The 17,374-nt window shown below is 37.4% G+C and carries 13 protein-coding genes; 5 read left to right on the forward strand and 8 right to left on the reverse strand.

From position 1 onward, the window contains the following. Window positions 1-52 precede the first annotated feature (52 nt). The 4 genes from B5X70_RS07705 to B5X70_RS07720 form a co-directional block, all read right to left on the reverse strand. Window positions 53-817 carry an NUDIX hydrolase gene (locus B5X70_RS07705; RefSeq protein WP_079557321.1) on the reverse strand — a complete coding sequence of 255 codons (765 nt, stop codon included), beginning with the start codon at window positions 815-817 and terminating at the stop codon, window positions 53-55. Between the two features lie 387 nt (window positions 818-1,204). Further along, the gene (locus tag B5X70_RS07710; RefSeq protein ID WP_232468317.1) at window positions 1,205-1,687 is read right to left on the reverse strand and encodes a low molecular weight protein-tyrosine-phosphatase; all 483 of its coding nucleotides are present in this window, start codon (window positions 1,685-1,687) and stop codon (window positions 1,205-1,207) included. Window positions 1,688-1,998: 311 nt separating this feature from the next. Then, window positions 1,999-2,691 (reverse strand): NUDIX hydrolase, encoded by a 693-nt coding sequence (locus B5X70_RS07715; protein ID WP_079557322.1) that lies wholly within the window; start codon window positions 2,689-2,691, stop codon window positions 1,999-2,001. Window positions 2,692-2,971: 280 nt separating this feature from the next. Further along, complete coding sequence (locus B5X70_RS07720) at window positions 2,972-3,973, reverse strand: sugar ABC transporter substrate-binding protein (protein WP_079557323.1); 1,002 nt, start codon at window positions 3,971-3,973, stop codon at window positions 2,972-2,974. A 228-nt stretch (window positions 3,974-4,201) separates the two neighbouring features. Here B5X70_RS07720 and B5X70_RS07725 point away from each other — a divergent pair, with 228 nt between their 5' ends. Together B5X70_RS07725 and B5X70_RS17895 are read left to right on the forward strand one after the other, a co-directional pair. Continuing rightward, entirely contained in the window at window positions 4,202-5,995 is a 1,794-nt protein-coding gene (locus tag B5X70_RS07725) for a methyl-accepting chemotaxis protein (protein ID WP_079557324.1), read from the forward strand. A 700-nt stretch (window positions 5,996-6,695) separates the two neighbouring features. After that, the gene (locus B5X70_RS17895) at window positions 6,696-7,625 is read left to right on the forward strand and encodes a hypothetical protein (RefSeq protein ID WP_143255045.1); all 930 of its coding nucleotides are present in this window, start codon (window positions 6,696-6,698) and stop codon (window positions 7,623-7,625) included. Here the strand turns inward: B5X70_RS17895 and B5X70_RS07735 are convergent. Both B5X70_RS07735 and B5X70_RS07740 read right to left on the reverse strand, forming a co-directional pair. Next, entirely contained in the window at window positions 7,606-7,974 is a 369-nt protein-coding gene (locus tag B5X70_RS07735) for a YraN family protein (RefSeq protein WP_079557326.1), read from the reverse strand. The genes B5X70_RS17895 and B5X70_RS07735 overlap by 20 nt on opposite strands. Window positions 7,975-8,032: 58 nt before the next feature. Continuing rightward, window positions 8,033-8,947: a S66 peptidase family protein gene (locus B5X70_RS07740; RefSeq protein ID WP_079557327.1), complete on the reverse strand. Its 915-nt coding sequence runs from the start codon at window positions 8,945-8,947 to the stop codon at window positions 8,033-8,035. Window positions 8,948-9,101: 154 nt separating this feature from the next. Here B5X70_RS07740 and metG point away from each other — a divergent pair, with 154 nt between their 5' ends. From metG to glmS, 3 genes are all read left to right on the forward strand, one after another. Further along, window positions 9,102-11,135: a methionine--tRNA ligase gene (metG, locus tag B5X70_RS07745; RefSeq protein WP_079557328.1), complete on the forward strand. Its 2,034-nt coding sequence runs from the start codon at window positions 9,102-9,104 to the stop codon at window positions 11,133-11,135. 699 nt (window positions 11,136-11,834) lie between these two features. Next, window positions 11,835-13,820 (forward strand): DUF4954 family protein, encoded by a 1,986-nt coding sequence (locus tag B5X70_RS07750; RefSeq protein ID WP_079557329.1) that lies wholly within the window; start codon window positions 11,835-11,837, stop codon window positions 13,818-13,820. A 15-nt stretch (window positions 13,821-13,835) separates the two neighbouring features. Then, window positions 13,836-15,671, forward strand: coding sequence for a glutamine--fructose-6-phosphate transaminase (isomerizing) (glmS, locus tag B5X70_RS07755; protein WP_079557330.1), 1,836 nt, complete (start codon window positions 13,836-13,838; stop codon window positions 15,669-15,671). A gap of 161 nt (window positions 15,672-15,832) precedes the next feature. Here the strand turns inward: glmS and B5X70_RS07760 are convergent, their stop codons facing one another. Together B5X70_RS07760 and rfbB are read right to left on the reverse strand one after the other, a co-directional pair. Further along, window positions 15,833-16,099 carry a hypothetical protein gene (locus B5X70_RS07760; RefSeq protein WP_079557331.1) on the reverse strand — a complete coding sequence of 89 codons (267 nt, stop codon included), beginning with the start codon at window positions 16,097-16,099 and terminating at the stop codon, window positions 15,833-15,835. Between the two features lie 219 nt (window positions 16,100-16,318). After that, window positions 16,319-17,371: a dTDP-glucose 4,6-dehydratase gene (gene rfbB / locus B5X70_RS07765; RefSeq protein ID WP_079557332.1), complete on the reverse strand. Its 1,053-nt coding sequence runs from the start codon at window positions 17,369-17,371 to the stop codon at window positions 16,319-16,321. Window positions 17,372-17,374: the final 3 nt, after the last annotated feature.

The raw sequence follows: 17,374 nt of genomic DNA on the forward strand, positions 1-17,374 counted from the left end.
AATATTGTTTCTCAATGTTTAAATCAACGATTTCGCTATTCACCTACTCATACTAAATTGCAAAATCAAAAAGCTCTTTACGAGTATTTTCGTATATCTCCCTATCGAAAACATACAAACGAGCTGGCTTATGTGCTACTCCTTTTTGTTTTTCGTCAAGTGCCACAAGGTACTTCATTCTGGAGACCTTTTTTCTGAAATTTCTCTTATCTAGTGATATTCCGAGAACAACTTCGTACAATCGCTGTAGTTGAGAAAGCGTGAATTTTGGAGGCAGCAACTCAAATCCTATGGGCTCCTGAAGCAATTTCTTTCTTAATGCTGTTAAAGCTTCATTCAGAATTTCCATATGGTCAAACGCAAGCTCTTTGACCTCAGAGACAGGGAACCACCTGACATTTCTCCCCTTCCATTCGAGTGTCACTTTATCAGTGGCCAATAATGAATAATATCCCACAGTGATAATTCGCTGATCTGGATCACGTCCATTTGCGGCAAGCCATGCTTTATCATTCTCTCGAGTGATCCTTTGAGGGGAACCAAAAGTATGAAACTGCTCAAGGTAGATATCCTTTAATCCGGTAAGATCAAACAAAATACGGGCTGCTGCAGCCTCAAGATCTTCATCTTCATAAATATGATTACCTGTTAATGTTAAATCATTAAATTTCTCTCTGGCAGTTAATTCATCCTTTAAAACCCTATCTACCAATAAAACGTTCAGTTGTGTAAAATCAAATCCGAATATTACACAGTCTACTGATACATAATCATTAATTCGGGCTTTTGGTTTTGTAGTAATTATCTGATGACTCATTTCTAGTGTTTTTTGGCGCAATCCTAAGTGTTTTGATTACACTTTCGAAATTATTTGCTAATTTATGACTATATTTTAAAAAAACAAATTTGAAATTGAAATATTTTTGGGACAAGAGTTTATCATAACATTTGATTTCTTTTATTTGTAAATTAGAATAAAACAAAGAGCCCGCCAATAGCAGACTCTTCATATAAATTAACTCCTGACCATAATACAATAGATCGTTAAACTTTTCCCGAGACATTTGGGATTATATATTAGATGCAAGTATGTTTCTTATTACAAACTGATTGAACAGCACGGCCACACACCTACAAACACCTAGTTATCAGATAGAAAAAAAAGCAGGCTGTTTTGCTAAAAAGCTTAAAATATCTACATTACTCATCTCATATCCGAAATATGCAGAAGTAATCCATTACAGGCATCTTCCAAAATATCAAGAACCAATTCAAAACCTTCCGCTCCTCCATAGTAAGGATCAGGGACTTCCGTATGTTTACCCCCTGAGCAAAAATCTGTCATTTTTACAATTTTCTGAGCCGAATCTTTATCCGGCGCCAGATTTTTTAAATCTCGAATATTTTGGTTGTCCATTCCTACAATCAAATCAAAATAACTAAAATCCCTTGATGGATTTATAGGTCTGCTGATACTGGTGAGATTGTACCCTCTTCGCTCGGCATGCTTTCTCATTCGCGCATCAGCAGGTTTTCCGTGATGAAAACTAATAATTCCTGATGAATCAATTTCATACTTTTCGGCAACACCATGTTTTTCTACCAAATTTTTCATCACAGCTTCAGCACTTGGCGATCGACAAATGTTTCCCAAACACACAAATAAAATTTTGGTTTTATCCATCATATGAGTATCAATTAATTTTAAATCATTCACATTTAAGCAACAAAACTAATAATTTACAAAGATTTCCTATCTGCTAATTTAATGTTTTTTGAGACCGAATTTCTTTTGGTATTACAAATAACTTTTATGGTCTGATGCAGACATATAAGAATGATAATCTGCTACAACATCGAACGTCTTACAAGAACAATTAGGTAACGTTTTCAATCCATAAAACTTTGGATGATTGATGCGACGCATACCTATTTATTTAATAAAAAAACCAGACTATATATTAGTCTGGCAAAAAAGTTCAGATACAAAATAAAACTCTAATGAATTTTAAATATTCTATCGCCAATTGTAATCTCTTCATTCTTCTTAAACTGATAATAAAAAGCACCTTTCTTTGAACTTTGTCGATCTTTTTCGTTTAACCTCTCAAGGAGATTCAAAGACAATATTTTTTTTCGAAAATTACCAGGATCAAAAGGACGCTGAAAAATTGCTTCATAAAGAAGTCTTAATTCAGTCAAAGTAAACTTCTCAGGCAATAACTCTTTACCAGTAAGATCATATGAAGATTTTTTCTGAAGAAATTCCAATGCTTTGTCAACCATTTGATTATGATCAAAAACTAATTGGGAAACCTCTTTAACAGGAACCCAATACGCACCCATTTTTTTTACCAGTTCATGATTGTATTCATCGACTCTAATAAGTGCCGCAAAAGCAATACTTATTACCCGTTCAGCCATATCTCTGGACACTTCTGAAAAAGCTGAAACCTGCTCAAGATAAATATTTTCTAAACCTGTAATCTGCAACAAGACCCTTCTTGCGGCATCTTCTATCGATTCATCTTCCTGAACAAAACCCCCTACCAATGAAGTACTGCCTTTTGCAGGCTCGAGGTCTCTATTATAAAGTAATAGCTTTAACTCATCTTCTTCATAACCGAATACAACACAATCTATAGCCACCAGATGTTTGGGCTGTGAATAAAAACCGGTGCTTTTTGACATTTTATTTTTTTGATTATTTGTAAACTAGCTTACCTTATAAACTTAAAAGCAAACAAAAATTTATTTAACGACAATTTAGTAATAAAAAAACATGCACTTCTTTGAACAGCAAAATTAATAAGAATAAATAATACATTCAATAGATGCTTGGATATCTAAACACATTTATGAAACAGAATTTGAACATTCGATTCCCAATTATAATTCCATCAAACCCCGTAAATCAATTTACAGAATCCATATCAAACGAGTTATCCGGCAAATAAACGGATCTTAGATATTAATTTCGTATTTGACTCCAGGTGTATTGTCCAACATTAATCAATTCCTCTTCAATATTTTGCCTTGTGATTGCAACAGAATTCATCCTGTAAGTTGGGATTTCCACAAAACCATTAAATGTTTGCCAATTAGCCAACCTTGATGATCTTTCGCCATTGAGCATTTCGAAAGCCAAATCTGCAACACGATGTCCTAAAGCCCTGTGTGGATGATAAACAGTTACAGTCATATTGCCATTATATATCTGACGTACAGCATCCAGTATGGCATCCTGACCTGTCACAACAACATCACCTTCAAGACCATATTCTGACAAAAGTTCGATAGCACCCACACCCATCGGATCACTACACGCAATGACTGCATCTATATCCGTTCCATGTGATTCCAGTATTTGTTGTAACTCAAATCTGGCTCGTGTTCCGCTCCAATTCTCCACAAAGGTACTATATATTAAGTTAATTCTACCAGATTCGATATGAGGAGCCAAAATCGAATCGATGTGCTGCTTCAGTTCAAGTCCATTTCTATCAAATCGATCGCCCCCAAGCACAACATAATTACCGGAAGGTTTTAACCTTAATGCTGCATCACAAAAGATTTGCGCTATTTGTTGATTATTTCCAGTTATGAATAAATCATAATCTGAATTATTAATAAGTCTGTTATAGGCTATTACTCGCACGCCTCTGCGCTGGGCGTCTCTTACCAAAGGTGCAATTGTATTACCATTTACACATGCAATAATTAACATATCCACACCTTCATCGAGCAATTCATAACCCTGTCTTAATTGCAATGCATCATTATCTTCAGCAGATCTAACAATAAAATTAACGCCTAATTCAGCAAAACGCTCTCCCATAAACCGTCCTTCATTAACAAATCGAGCCCTGTCCTCAGACGGATTTAGATATGCTACGGTAAAATCGCTTCTCTTACTGCATGAAGTAAGCAATGTGAAAGAAACTAAAACCAAAACACTTACAAAATGTCGCATAATTAGTAATTAGAAAATTGGTAATTTTAAAACCTTATCACGAAATCACACGTAAAGATTGTTAAATTTTTACAATATTTGCAACAATGGCTTTCAACAAAAAATTTTGCACATGTGAAGATAGCAAATATAAAAGAAAACTTTAATTTTACCTGAATCAAAGGATTAGTTTATTAATCAAATTTAACAAACCAAATCATAGCATCCTTTTACAAAAAAACATACATCATGTCAATTGCAAAACTTTGGAACGACCTCAGCATCAGAAAAAAAATTGGAACCGGATTTTCATTAATCATAGGAATTACATTACTAACCGGCTTATTTTTAATCATTAACCTCTACTCCATTTCCAGGCAAACCAACGAAATGGCAGAGGTGCATATACCTACGGTCAATGCATCAACCCAATTGATGCGCTTTTGGCATGAAGCAAGTGAGAGTGCCAGATCATATGATTTTACGGCAAACAAGCATTTTTTGTTTGAAAACCAGATTGCTATGACAAGAATGCTGAATGCACTTAATGACTTAACCATTCTTGTTGAAGACCGAAAGGAAGAATTAGAACAACAGGGAGTTTTTATTGATTTATTAAATCAATATGCCAGAGAATACAGTCAAACGCGAAATGATTATGAAAATGCAGCAAATGATTATGAAGCCATCGCTTTACAATTCAGGGAAAGATTGATGGAAATAAACAACAATTCGCTATATCTAAGGAGTTTTAATCAGGCACAAATACTTGCCCGATTAAATCATTTAGTCAGCCAGAAGCAACTTAGCTTAATTGACCGCGATGGGCTAAATCTTAGAAATCTGAGAGAATCATTTGTTGATCATCGGGAAACTATAAATCGAAGTCAGCTTTCAGGAGATTTTAGAAATGATATAATTGAATTGTGTAATTTGGCTATCAGATCCATTGACAGTTATTCAACGCTCAGACTAGCAGAATTGAAAGCCTTTGAAGCTGCTAAAAATGTACTATGGGAAGTGCGTGCAACGACTGATATCGGAGTAGATCAAATCATGGTTGTTAGTGATATGAGTAATCAAATCACCAGTAGACAAACAACCATCCAGTTAACAACCATTATTCTTTCTTTATTTTTAGGATTGATTCTTATAATTCTGCTATCCAACTCAATAGGCAAACCGATTTCGGAAGGCATAGAGATGGCAGAAAAAGTGGCCGGAGGCGATTTAACTGTCAAACTGGAACAGAACCGGAATGATGAAGTAGGAAGATTGGCTAAGGCCTTAAATCACATGACATCTAACTTAAACAATCTGGTTTCGGATATCATTGAAACTTCTGAATTCATTGTAAGTTCTAGCGAATCTTTACAACAAAAAGCTCTTGATTTGGCAGAGGGAGCTAACGAGCAGGCTTCTTCCACAGAAGAAGTATCTTCTGCTATGCAGGAAATGCATGCCAATATAGAACAAAACACAGAAAATGCCAGAGAAACTGAAGGATTATCATCAAAGGCTGCATCGGAAATGAGTGAAAGCAATAAGAAATCCAAAGAATCTGCTGCAAATCTTGAAGATATAACAACAAAAATAGCAGTCATAAAGGACATCGCTTTCCAAACCAACATTCTGGCCTTAAATGCGGCAGTAGAAGCGGCACGTGCAGGTCAGGAAGGTCGCGGATTCGCAGTTGTGGCAGCTGAAGTAAGAAAACTTGCTGAAAGAAGTCAGGCTGCAGCACAGGAAATTACTAAGGCATCAACCACCACAATAGAATCTTCAAACATTTCTACGGCATTACTCGATTCCATTACTCCTCAAATTGAAAAAACAGCGGAATTGATTCGTGAAATATCTGCTGCGTCATCGGAGCAGGTGAGTGGAGTTCAGCAAATAAATCTGGCAATACAGGAATTGAATCAGGTAACGCAAAGAAATGCAGCAAATGCAGATGACATTAATAATGCTTCAACCATGCTTCAGAATTATTCCCAAAGACTGCATAAAGCAGCTAGCGCCTTTAAAGCAAGTAGAGAATGAAAGTTCTTAGAATTTGTTTAAATTTTAACAGACTGCAAACACACACGCTAACAAACTGGTGTTAAAACAATAGGGGGTTTTATCATCCATTCTCTATGGGTTTACCCTAGATGTAAAGACAAATATTACGTATTAAACCATATTTGTCCTTGTTTAAAACCACAAATAAAAAATGAACCTTAAAATTACCTATTGCTTTAAAACTCCTATAGTTCAAAAAAGCATTCCATTTATAATTGGACTATTTATTTTTTACATAAGTAAAAATCATTTTTTCTTTTGGGATACAATATCTCAAATATCTATTCCTGCCAACTGGTATCTTGATAATAATTTTAAAAGTTTTTGGATCCCCGATTATAGCAGTACAGGACATCTTCCTTTCTTACCTCTATATGTCGCAGCAGGCTGGAGTTTATTCGGGAAATCAATCTTAATAACAAATCTTCTTTTTCTTCCTTTTATAATTGGTACAATTTATCAGTTAAAGAGCTTGTCTGAAAAAATTTTCCCGGACAGAATATCCTTTCAGAATCTAGCTCTATTACTCGTATTGCTAGACGCAACACTATTGTCCCAACTAAGCATGATAACGCCGGATATACCACATATGTTTTTTTATATACTAGCTATTAATGCTATATTATCAAATAAAAAAAGCCTCTTTTTTATTGCATGTACATTAATGGGGTTAGTAAGCATGCGTGGAACTATTACTGTTGGAGGCTTAGCCATATTTTATCTTTGGTATCAGATCTATTCAAATAAGTTGAGAATACGTGAGTTATTGCCATTATTTTATTCAATATTAATTATTTCAAGTATATATGGCCTCCATTATATATCCAAAGGATGGATTATTCATAATATCAACTCAGATAACTGGACATCAAGTTCAAAATTTGCACCTTTCCCTTTAGTAATTAAAAACATTATCGTCTTTTTCTGGCAACTTGCGGATTACGGTCGAATTATTCTCTGGGCAATTTGTGGCTTTACATTTCTCAAGCAATTAAAAACCAGATCTTCAGTGGACAATAAAACGGCAATCTTAATGGTTTTGATTATTTCTCAAACAATTATATGGTTTCCAATCACTGTTGCTTACCAAAACGCTTTTGGTCACAGATACTTTCTACCAATCATAGTATTATTACCATATCTTACCTTACTAGTTATTCGTTCCTATCTTAATCAAAAAAAGATTCTAACAGCAATTTGCATCATTGCACTTATAGGTGGATATTTTATTGTATATCCCAAAAAAACAGCTCAGGGATGGGATGCAACACCGGCGCACTGGCCATATTACTCATTGCGAAAAGAAATGATTAATTACATCGATGATCAGTCAATAGACAAAAACAGTATTAGCAGTTTCTTTCCAAATCTTGCGTCGAGCTACAATATTGATCTGGACACGGAAAACACATTCAAATTCAATCAGTTCGATAAAGAAAAAAGCCAATATGTTTTCTACTCAAACGTTTACAACATGTCCGATGAAGCCATTGACTTACTTTTTTATTCCAATTCTTTTTCAAAAAAGCATGTAATAAAGAAAGGACAGATTTATGTAATTCTTTTTGAGAGAGATCTGGAACCAGGTACTACTCCACCTGAGCCGTAAATGCATCTTCAATGTGTTCAATTTCCCAATTATCATCATCAACAGGCATGCAGGATACCACATCAAAACGCATACGATTATCTATTTTGTTGCGATTTAAAAATTCATCAGCCGCAAGTACCAAAAATCTGATTTTTGAAGGGGTAAGACTCTCTCTGGGGTGTTCCCACTTAGAACTTGTTCTGGTTCGCACCTCAATTACGACTAGGATTTCTCCATCGTAAGCGATCAAATCCACCTCCTTATGTTTAAAACGCCAATTTCGGGCAACTATCCGGTAGCCTTTATCCACCAAATATTCATAGGCTTTCTGTTCGCCAAGTTTTCCTAATTCATTGTGATCAGCCATTATTTTTCAGGTTGTAAGGTTATTAGATTATTAGGTTTGAAGATTAGTGTTTTGAGTTTTAAAATGAATTTAGAAATTTTAATCTGGATTGGTTGTCGCTAACTGAAAGTTGCACCTTTGCTCCCATGAGCAAAGGTTCATTCCGTACATCATGTCCGGCAGGAAATCCGAACATAACCGGAAAATCATAATCTTTCACTGCATCCATAACAATCTCATTGGCCGTGGCACCAAAGGGCGTTGCATTGTCACTCATATCAGTCATTTGTCCCACAACCAATCCTGATAAGGCAGACAATTTTCCTGAAATTTTAAGTCCCTGCATCATCCTGTCCAGATGGTAAAAATGCTCTCCTACCTCTTCTATGAAAAGTATTTTTCCCTTTGGATGAAAATCATAGACACTCCCCTTTAAGGCAGAAAGCAGTGTAAGATTTCCTCCAATTAAAACACCTGATGCATCTCCTGTTCTGTTTAATTTTTGATAGTCTGCAACATAATCTGGCATTTCACCTTGAACCATGTCCCATAATGTCTTTACTCCAGAGAATTCAAAATTACCTTTCACCAGATTTTTCAACATGGGACCATGAATAGAAACCATGCCGTGAACATTCTGCAAAGCAGAATGAAAAGCAGTGATGTCGCTAAAGCCAACCAGCCATTTTGGATTCTTCTTTAAATGAGCCCAGTCAATACGATTTAATAAACGCATGGTCCCATATCCTCCACGGGAGCACCAAATCATCTTAACTTCGGGGTTATGAATCATCTCATTGATATCCGACACTCTTTGCTCATCGGTACCGCTAAACTGATTCCATGCACCTGACAAACAAGCACCTTGAACATAAGGGAAACCGGCATGCTCAAGATAGTTCCCGGCAATAGTAACAACTTGATGAGCAATTTTTCCGGCAGGGCTTATCAGCCCAATAGTATCGCCTTTTTGTATATAGGGAGGAATAATCATTATTGAAAATGTTTAATTATCTTTGTGAAGTTATTAAAAATAAATTTTCATCCGTAATTAATTATAAAAATTTGGCCGGATGAAACTCGTCCCGAAACTTCGGGATTCGTTTCATTAAATAAACTCCGGTTCTATTTTGGATTCAAATTACTCTATGACACAATTTAAACGCACTCTTGTAACAACAGCACTTCCATATGCAAACGGACCAATTCACATTGGTCATTTGGCCGGCGTATATGTGCCAGCCGACATCTATGTTCGCTACCTCAGGCTTAAAGGAGAAGATGTTCTACTAATTGGTGGTTCGGATGAACATGGAGTACCAATTACTCTGAAAGCCAGGAATGAAGGTATAACACCTCAGGATGTGGTTGACAAATACCATGGAATTATAAAAAAATCCTTCTCAGAGTTTGGTATTTCATTCGATGTTTACTCCAGAACCAGTAGTAAAGTGCATTATGAAACCGCCTCTCAGTTTTTTAAAACGCTAAACGAAAAAGGCGAATTCCTTGAAAAAGAGAGCGAGCAATATTACGATGAAGAAGCCGGCCAGTTCCTTGCCGATCGTTACATCATGGGAACTTGCCCGCATTGCCATAAAGAAGGTGCATATGGCGATCAGTGCGAAAGTTGTGGAACGTCACTTAACGCAACGGATTTAATTAATCCAAAATCAACCATATCCGGGAAACCCCCTGTGAGAAAAAACACCAAACACTGGTATCTTCCTTTGGATAAACACGAACCGTTTCTTAAGCAATGGATTCTCGAGGATCATAAAGAGTGGAAAAGCAACGTATATGGCCAATGTAAATCATGGATCGACCTTGGACTTCAGCCACGTGCAGTGAGTCGTGACCTTGACTGGGGTGTGCCGGTTCCCGTTGAAGGTGCAGATGGAAAAGTTCTCTATGTGTGGTTTGATGCCCCAATAGGCTATATTTCAGCAACACGTGAGTTGACACCTGAATGGGAGAAATACTGGAAAGACCCCGAAACACGTCTCTTGCACTTCATTGGTAAAGATAATATTGTGTTTCACTGCATTGTATTCCCTTCCATGCTGAAAGCTGAAGGTAGTTTTATTTTGCCCGACAATGTGCCGGCCAATGAGTTTTTGAATCTTGAAGGTGATAAAATATCAACCTCACGCAATTGGGCGGTGTGGCTGCACGAATACCTTGAAGATTTTAAAGACAAACAGGATGTTTTGCGATATGTGCTGACAGCCAATGCACCCGAAACCAAAGACAACGACTTCACCTGGAAAGATTTTCAGGCTCGAAACAATAACGAACTGGTTGCAATTTTAGGAAACTTTGTAAACCGAAGTATGGTTCTCACACACAAATATTACAATGGATCCGCACCAACACCCGGCACATTCACTGATTTTGACAACGAAACTCTTGAAACCATTTCAACATATGTTGAAAAAACTGAGACCGCTTTAAGGAACTTCAAATTCAGAGAAGCCATACGCGAAGTAATGAATTTGGCCAGATTGGGGAACAAATATTTGGCCGACACAGAACCATGGAAATTGATTAAAACTGATGAATCCAGAGTTGCTACCATTATGTATGTTTCCCTGCAGATCACGGCCAATTTAGCCATACTATTGGAGCCATTCCTCCCCTTCTCTGCTCAGAAACTTCGCGACATGTTAAACATGAATGAAGTTGATTGGAGTCTGTGTGGTAAAAAAGAAGTTCTGGCTCCAGATCACCAAATTGGAAAAGCTTCTTTACTTTTTGAAAAAATTGAAGACTCAGATATAGAACAGCAACTTAACAAGCTTAAAGAATCAAAAACTGCCAACGAAGCAGCAGGAAAGCAATCTGCACCTGCCAAACCGGACATCATCTACGATGAATTCATAAAAATGGACATCCGCACCGGAACCATTCTGGAAGCAGAGAAAGTTCCAAAAACCAAAAAACTGATGAAGCTGTTAGTTGATACCGGATTAGACCAAAGAACTGTGGTATCTGGTATTGCTGAATTTTTTGAAGCAGATCAAATCATTGGTCAACAAGTTTCGATTCTGGTTAATCTGGCATCCCGTAAAATAAAAGGAATTGAATCTCAGGGTATGATTCTAATGGCCGAGGATGCTGATGGAAAGCTGGTTTTTGTAAGTCCTTCAGAAAAAGTAAAAAATGGGTCGGAAGTGAAGTAAACTAAATCTGATACCCGAAAAAATCACAATTATTATATAAGAGAAAAGCCTGAAAGCTTTTCTCTTTTTAATTTAACAAACACTTAAAGGAAGAGACATCTGCCAGTACTATCTTTAACTCAAGAAAATCATCTTCCTAATTACATGAAAGTTAATGATAGTATTGCTTTCATGATACATCCATGTGTTTGGATTATAGCGATTACGACCAGTCCCTTCCGACCTTATCATCACTTCTTTATTAACATTCTACTGCTATCCAAGAAAATATTCCATTAATCAAAAGTTTCATGCATTTAATAACAATTTCTAATATGAGGCATTTAATTGTCATATATTTGTTAATAACAAAAGAGTATAGAAATGTTTTGAAACCTAACCTGCAGGCTTTTGAAACCTTAAAATAACGCCTATCATTACTTAAGATTACTATTTGATCTTTACAATTTATCATACTGATACTCACTGCCACTTCGGCATTATCGGAATAATCAATTGTAATTCAATGATTAGCGAACCAAAACCGATATAAAGCCCATTATTTTAATTTGGTAATAGAACAGCCAAAACCCTTTTGAATGCTTATACAACGTTTTGTTTGGTTGCTTTTTTCTTTTATATCGGTTTCGTTTCATTTTTATACTCTCACTCATTTCATCTTTTTTTTACATTCGAACCCAAATTTAAAGCGTTTATCATATGACCTATCGAAAACTAACAGAAGAAGAGATTAAAAGCCTCATATTAAATGGATCTTTCTGCGAAGATTGGAGTACCATTGAAGTGCATTCTGCCTTTTCTCCTCATAACATTCGAAATGTTTCGTTTTCCGGGAATGTGAAAATCGGACTTCTATTAAAGAAATTTACCTCACCCGGTGGGGTGCCAAAGCAGTCCGGGATATATAATGCCACAATTCATAATTGCATTATTGATGATGATGTATACATAAATCAGGTAAAAAATCATCTTGCCAATTATCACATTAAAAAAAATGTGATAATTGAAAATGTAGATTCATTGTTTGTTTCAGAAGAAACATCCTTTGGAAATGGTATACGAGTTGCCGTTTTGAACGAAACCGGCGGAAGAGAAATTGCCATGTATGATGAACTTTCAGCCCACACTGCCTACCTAATGGCATTTTATCGTCATCGTCCAATCTTAATTGACCAGTTACTAAAAAAGGCCGATGATTTTGCAAAAGGGGTTACCTCTGCCATGGGTACTATTGAAGAGGGAGCTCACCTGGTCAACTGCCGTACCATTCAAAATGTGCGAATAGGTAAACATGCCTTTATTGAAGGCGTTTACCGACTTGTAAACGGAACCATCAACAGCAGTCTGGAAGATCCATCATACATCGGACCTGGAGTTATAGCTCAGGATTTTATAACTGCCAGCGGCAGTGAAGTTACCGAATCATCTATGATTTCGAAATGCTTCGTAGGTCAGGGGACTGTTTTGGCAAAACAATACTCAGCGGAAAACTCTGTGTTTTTCGCCAATTGTCAAGGATTTCATGGAGAGGCTTGTTCCATATTTGCTGGACCATATACTGTTTCACATCACAAATCAACGCTGCTTATTGCAGGTTATTATTCCTTTCTAAATGCAGGAAGCGGTTCTAACCAGAGCAATCACATGTATAAATTGGGGCCAATTCACCAAGGTGTAGTCGAGCGGGGAAGTAAAACCACCAGTGACTCATACTTGTTGTGGCCTGCCAAAATCGGTGCATTTTCACTTGTTATGGGACGACATTATCGTAATCCCGATACAGCAGATCTTCCTTTTTCCTATCTGATTGAAAACACTGATGAGAGTTTTCTTGCTCCGGGAGTAAATCTTAGAAGCATTGGAACCATTCGGGATGCCCGCAAATGGCCCCGAAGAGACAGACGAAAAGACCCTGTTTTGCTTGATGCAATTGTTTTTAACCTGCTAAGCCCCTATTCAATTCAAAAAATGATAAAGGGGATTAAGGTGTTAAATGATTTAAAATCAACCTCGGGTCCAACTTCTGAGTACTACATGTACAACAGTGTAAAAATTACGGCCTCCGCACTCGACAGAGGTATTCAGATGTATCGAATTGGGATCACAAAGTTCTTAGGTAATGGCTTGGTAAAAAAACTTGAACTGGCTGATTTTTCAAACCGGGAAGAGATGTTAAAGGCCATTGCACCTGAGGGGAAACAAGGTTCAGGAGAATGGGTTGACATGGCTGGCTTGCTGGTTCCAAAGGAAGAGGTAGATCAATTGGTAAATGACGTTGAAAAGGGAATAGTGACAACAGCAGGTGAATTAAACAAACGTTTTGTGAGTTTCAAAAATCACTATTTCGACTGGGCATGGAACTGGATTGTCCCACGACTGAAGACTGAAGCAGGCCTTGATGTTGAGTCTGTATCTGTTCAGCAAGTGATGGACTACGTGGAAGAGTGGAAAAATGCTGTAGTAAAGCTGGATCAGATGATGTATGAAGATGCCCGGAAGGAATTTACATTAAAATCGCAAACTGGATTTGGCATAGATGGAAAGGAAGAGACCCGAATGTGCGATTTTGAAAACGTAAGGGGCGAGTTCACCAGCCACCCTGCAGTTACTGACATACTGGAACATATTGAAAAGAAAAGTAACCTTGCTTCAAAGGTATTGGATAAATTAAGTAAGATTTTATAATTAAAACAGATAGTTATGTGTGGAATTGTTGCATATGTAGGGGATCGCACAGCTTATCCCATATTAATAAAAGGGCTTCAGAGATTAGAATACAGAGGATATGATTCTGCAGGCATAGCTTTGCTCAATGGTCAGACTAATGTTTATAAATGCAAAGGCAAAGTAAAGGATTTGCAGGCCTTATCAAAAGATAAGGAAATATCCGGAACCGTTGGCATGGGGCATACTCGCTGGGCAACTCATGGAGAACCGAGTGATCATAACGCACATCCGCACAGATCGATGAACGGAAAATTCTTCGTTGTTCACAATGGTATCATTGAAAACTACACCCACCTTAAAAAGGAACTCTCCAACAGGGGATACAAATTCCAAAGCGAAACGGACACCGAAGTACTGGCAAACCTGATAGAGAACATATATCTTGAAAAATCGGTGAGTGCAGAACTAGCAGTGCGCCTTGCGCTAACAAAGGTTGTAGGAGCCTATGGGTTGGTTATTTCATGCGAAGATGAACCCGGAATGCTAATTGCTGCCCGTAAAGGAAGTCCCTTGGTGGTTGGCGTTGGGGAACACGAGTATTTCCTGGCATCAGATGCAACTCCGATAGTTGAGTACACTGATCAGGTCATGTACCTAAACGATGAAGAGGTAGCGGTCATAACCAGGGATGGACTGGATCTAAAGAATCTTGAAAATGACAGCAAGACACCTGACTTCAAGAAAATTACACTATCAATAGATCACATTGACAAAGGAGATTATGAACATTTCATGTTAAAAGAGATTCATGAGCAACCCATGTCTATACGAGATACATTCCGTGGTCGAGTTGCCATGGATGAAAGCAAGATATTTTTGGGAGGAGTTCTCGATGTTATGCCTCAATTGATCAAAGCCAAACGCATTATAATCGTGGCATGTGGAACTTCCTGGCATGCCGGTTTGGTTGGGGAGTATCTCTTTGAGAAATACGGCCGCATACCTGTTGAAGTTGAATATGCTTCCGAGTTTCGATATCGCGACCCAATTATACAGGAAGACGACTTAGTAATTGCAATTTCTCAAAGTGGGGAGACAGCCGATACACTTGCCGCCATAAGAAAGGTTAGAGAAACGGGTGCAACAATCCTTGGAATTTGCAATGTAGCAGGTTCGTCCATCGCACGTGAAACCGACGCAGGTGTTTACACCCATGCAGGTATTGAGATTGGTGTGGCTTCAACAAAAGCCTTTACTTCTCAAATCACTGTATTAACCATGATGGCTCTTTTATTGGGAAGCAAAAGACAAGTTCTGCCTGCCTCTGAGTACAAAGAATTAATTCATGAACTGATTCAGGTACCTTCTAAAATAGAAGAAATTCTGAAACAAGAATCGGAAATAGAGAAGATTGCAGCTGTTTACAAAGACGTGACCAACGCACTTTATATGGGGCGGGGACTTTTATTCCCCGTAGCACTCGAAGGGGCTCTAAAGCTAAAGGAAATCTCCTATATCCATGCCGAAGGATATCCCGCCGCTGAGATGAAACATGGCCCCATAGCGCTCATTGATGAAAACATGCCTGTTTTCGCTCTTGCTGCCAATGATCAATCGTATGAAAAAATGGTTAGCAACATTCAGGAAGTAAAAGCACGTAAAGGAAAAGTGATAGCTATTGCAACCAAAGGCGATAAAGGAATCAGAAAAATGGCCGATCATGTAATAGAAATTCCTGAATGTCATGAGGCCGTTTCGCCTTTATTGGCAGTTGTTCCTCTTCAGATTCTATCTTATCATATTGCTGTTATGAGAGGTTGTAATGTAGATCAGCCTCGCAATCTGGCAAAATCTGTCACGGTTGAGTAGAAAATAACAAAAGATATTAAAAAACGAGGTTGTCCTGGAGTGTTACGGACAAATTTTGGGGTTGAGGAAAGTAGTGATAACAGGTTCTTCCTGTTACTCTTAGTCTGCAATAGTTTAATTGTCAGTAAAGGGAGGTCGCAGGACAACATCGTTTTTTTGGATCAGGGGTTGTTGATATTTTTGTAAAACATATTGTTTTCCAATATACTTATTGCACCAACAGACATAAAATACTCTATTTGTTGATGGTCTACAAATTTCTCAAATTCTTGAATTGCATCCGCTTTTTCGTGATGGTGATTTAAATCAATTGTAGTATTTAGGATTTGTTCTTTCCCGAAATCATCTTCTTCTGAATATTTAGATGCAATAGACAATACTGATAAAGCAAGAACAACAGAGATTAAGTGTACTATTTTTTTGTGCATTTTCGGATTAATATGGGTTATTTATTATTGTATTGTAAATATAGTAAACTTAACAGAACAGAACAATCTTATTTTGTGAATGACCAGTTTTGCCTTATTAATATCTGAATTTTATTGATGAAAGTTTGAACAAATCAGGATTTGTTCAAACAAGCTTGATAGCACTGAAATAAAAAAGGAACATTTTACTGTTCCTTTTTTGTTGTAGCATTTGAATACTTATCTATCCCCATATTGGGTATTGTAGTATGATTCATACTCTCCGGAAAGTATTCTATTCATCCATTTCTGATTGTTTAAATACCAATCAACAGTCTTTTCTAAACCCTCCTCAAACTGCAAGGAAGGCTTCCAGTTCAATTCCTTCATCAGTTTTGACGAATCAATGGCATATCGTTGATCATGACCGGCACGGTCTTTCACAAAAGTGATGAGTTTTGCCGACTCCCCATCTGCCCGGTTGAGGGCCTTATCCATAATTTTACAAAGAAGATGTATCAAATCGATATTCTTCCATTCATTTAATCCGCCAATGTTGTAGGTCTCTCCATTTTTTCCATTCTGAAAAATCTCGTCAATGGCAGATGCATGGTCTTCAACATAAAGCCAGTCGCGAATGTTATCACCCTTCCCGTATATTGGTATTGGCTTATTGTTTTTAATATTATTGATGGCTAGTGGGATAAGCTTTTCGGGAAACTGGTTAGGGCCGTAATTGTTTGAACAGTTACTAATGACAACCGGTAAACCGTATGTGTGATAATAAGCCCGTACCAGATGATCGGAGCTCGCTTTGGATGCTGAGTAAGGACTTCGTGGATCATATGAGGTTGTTTCTGTAAACAAGCCGGTTTCCCCCAATGATCCATAAACTTCATCGGTAGAAATATGATAAAACAGTTTATCCTCAAATTGATCTTTCCACTGCATGCGAGCGGCATTTAACAGATTTACAGTTCCTATGATATTGGTTTGGATAAACTCTAAAGGATTACTGATGGATCTATCCACATGGGATTCAGCGGCCAAATGAATGACGCCGTCAAAATTATGCGTGGCGAATAACCGGCTAACAAGCTTTGCATCTGTGATGTCACCTTTAACAAATTCGTAGTTTGAGGCATGCTCTATGTCAGTCAGATTTTCCAGATTACCCGCATAGGTTAAAGCATCCAGATTTACAATCTGATAGTTGGGGTATTTCTTCACCATTAATCTTACAACGTGCGACCCAATAAAACCGGCACCTCCTGTAATTAATATGTATTTCATTAT

It is taken from the genome of Alkalitalea saponilacus (assembly GCF_900168165.1).
GTDB classification, from domain to species: domain Bacteria; phylum Bacteroidota; class Bacteroidia; order Bacteroidales; family Marinilabiliaceae; genus Natronoflexus; species Natronoflexus saponilacus.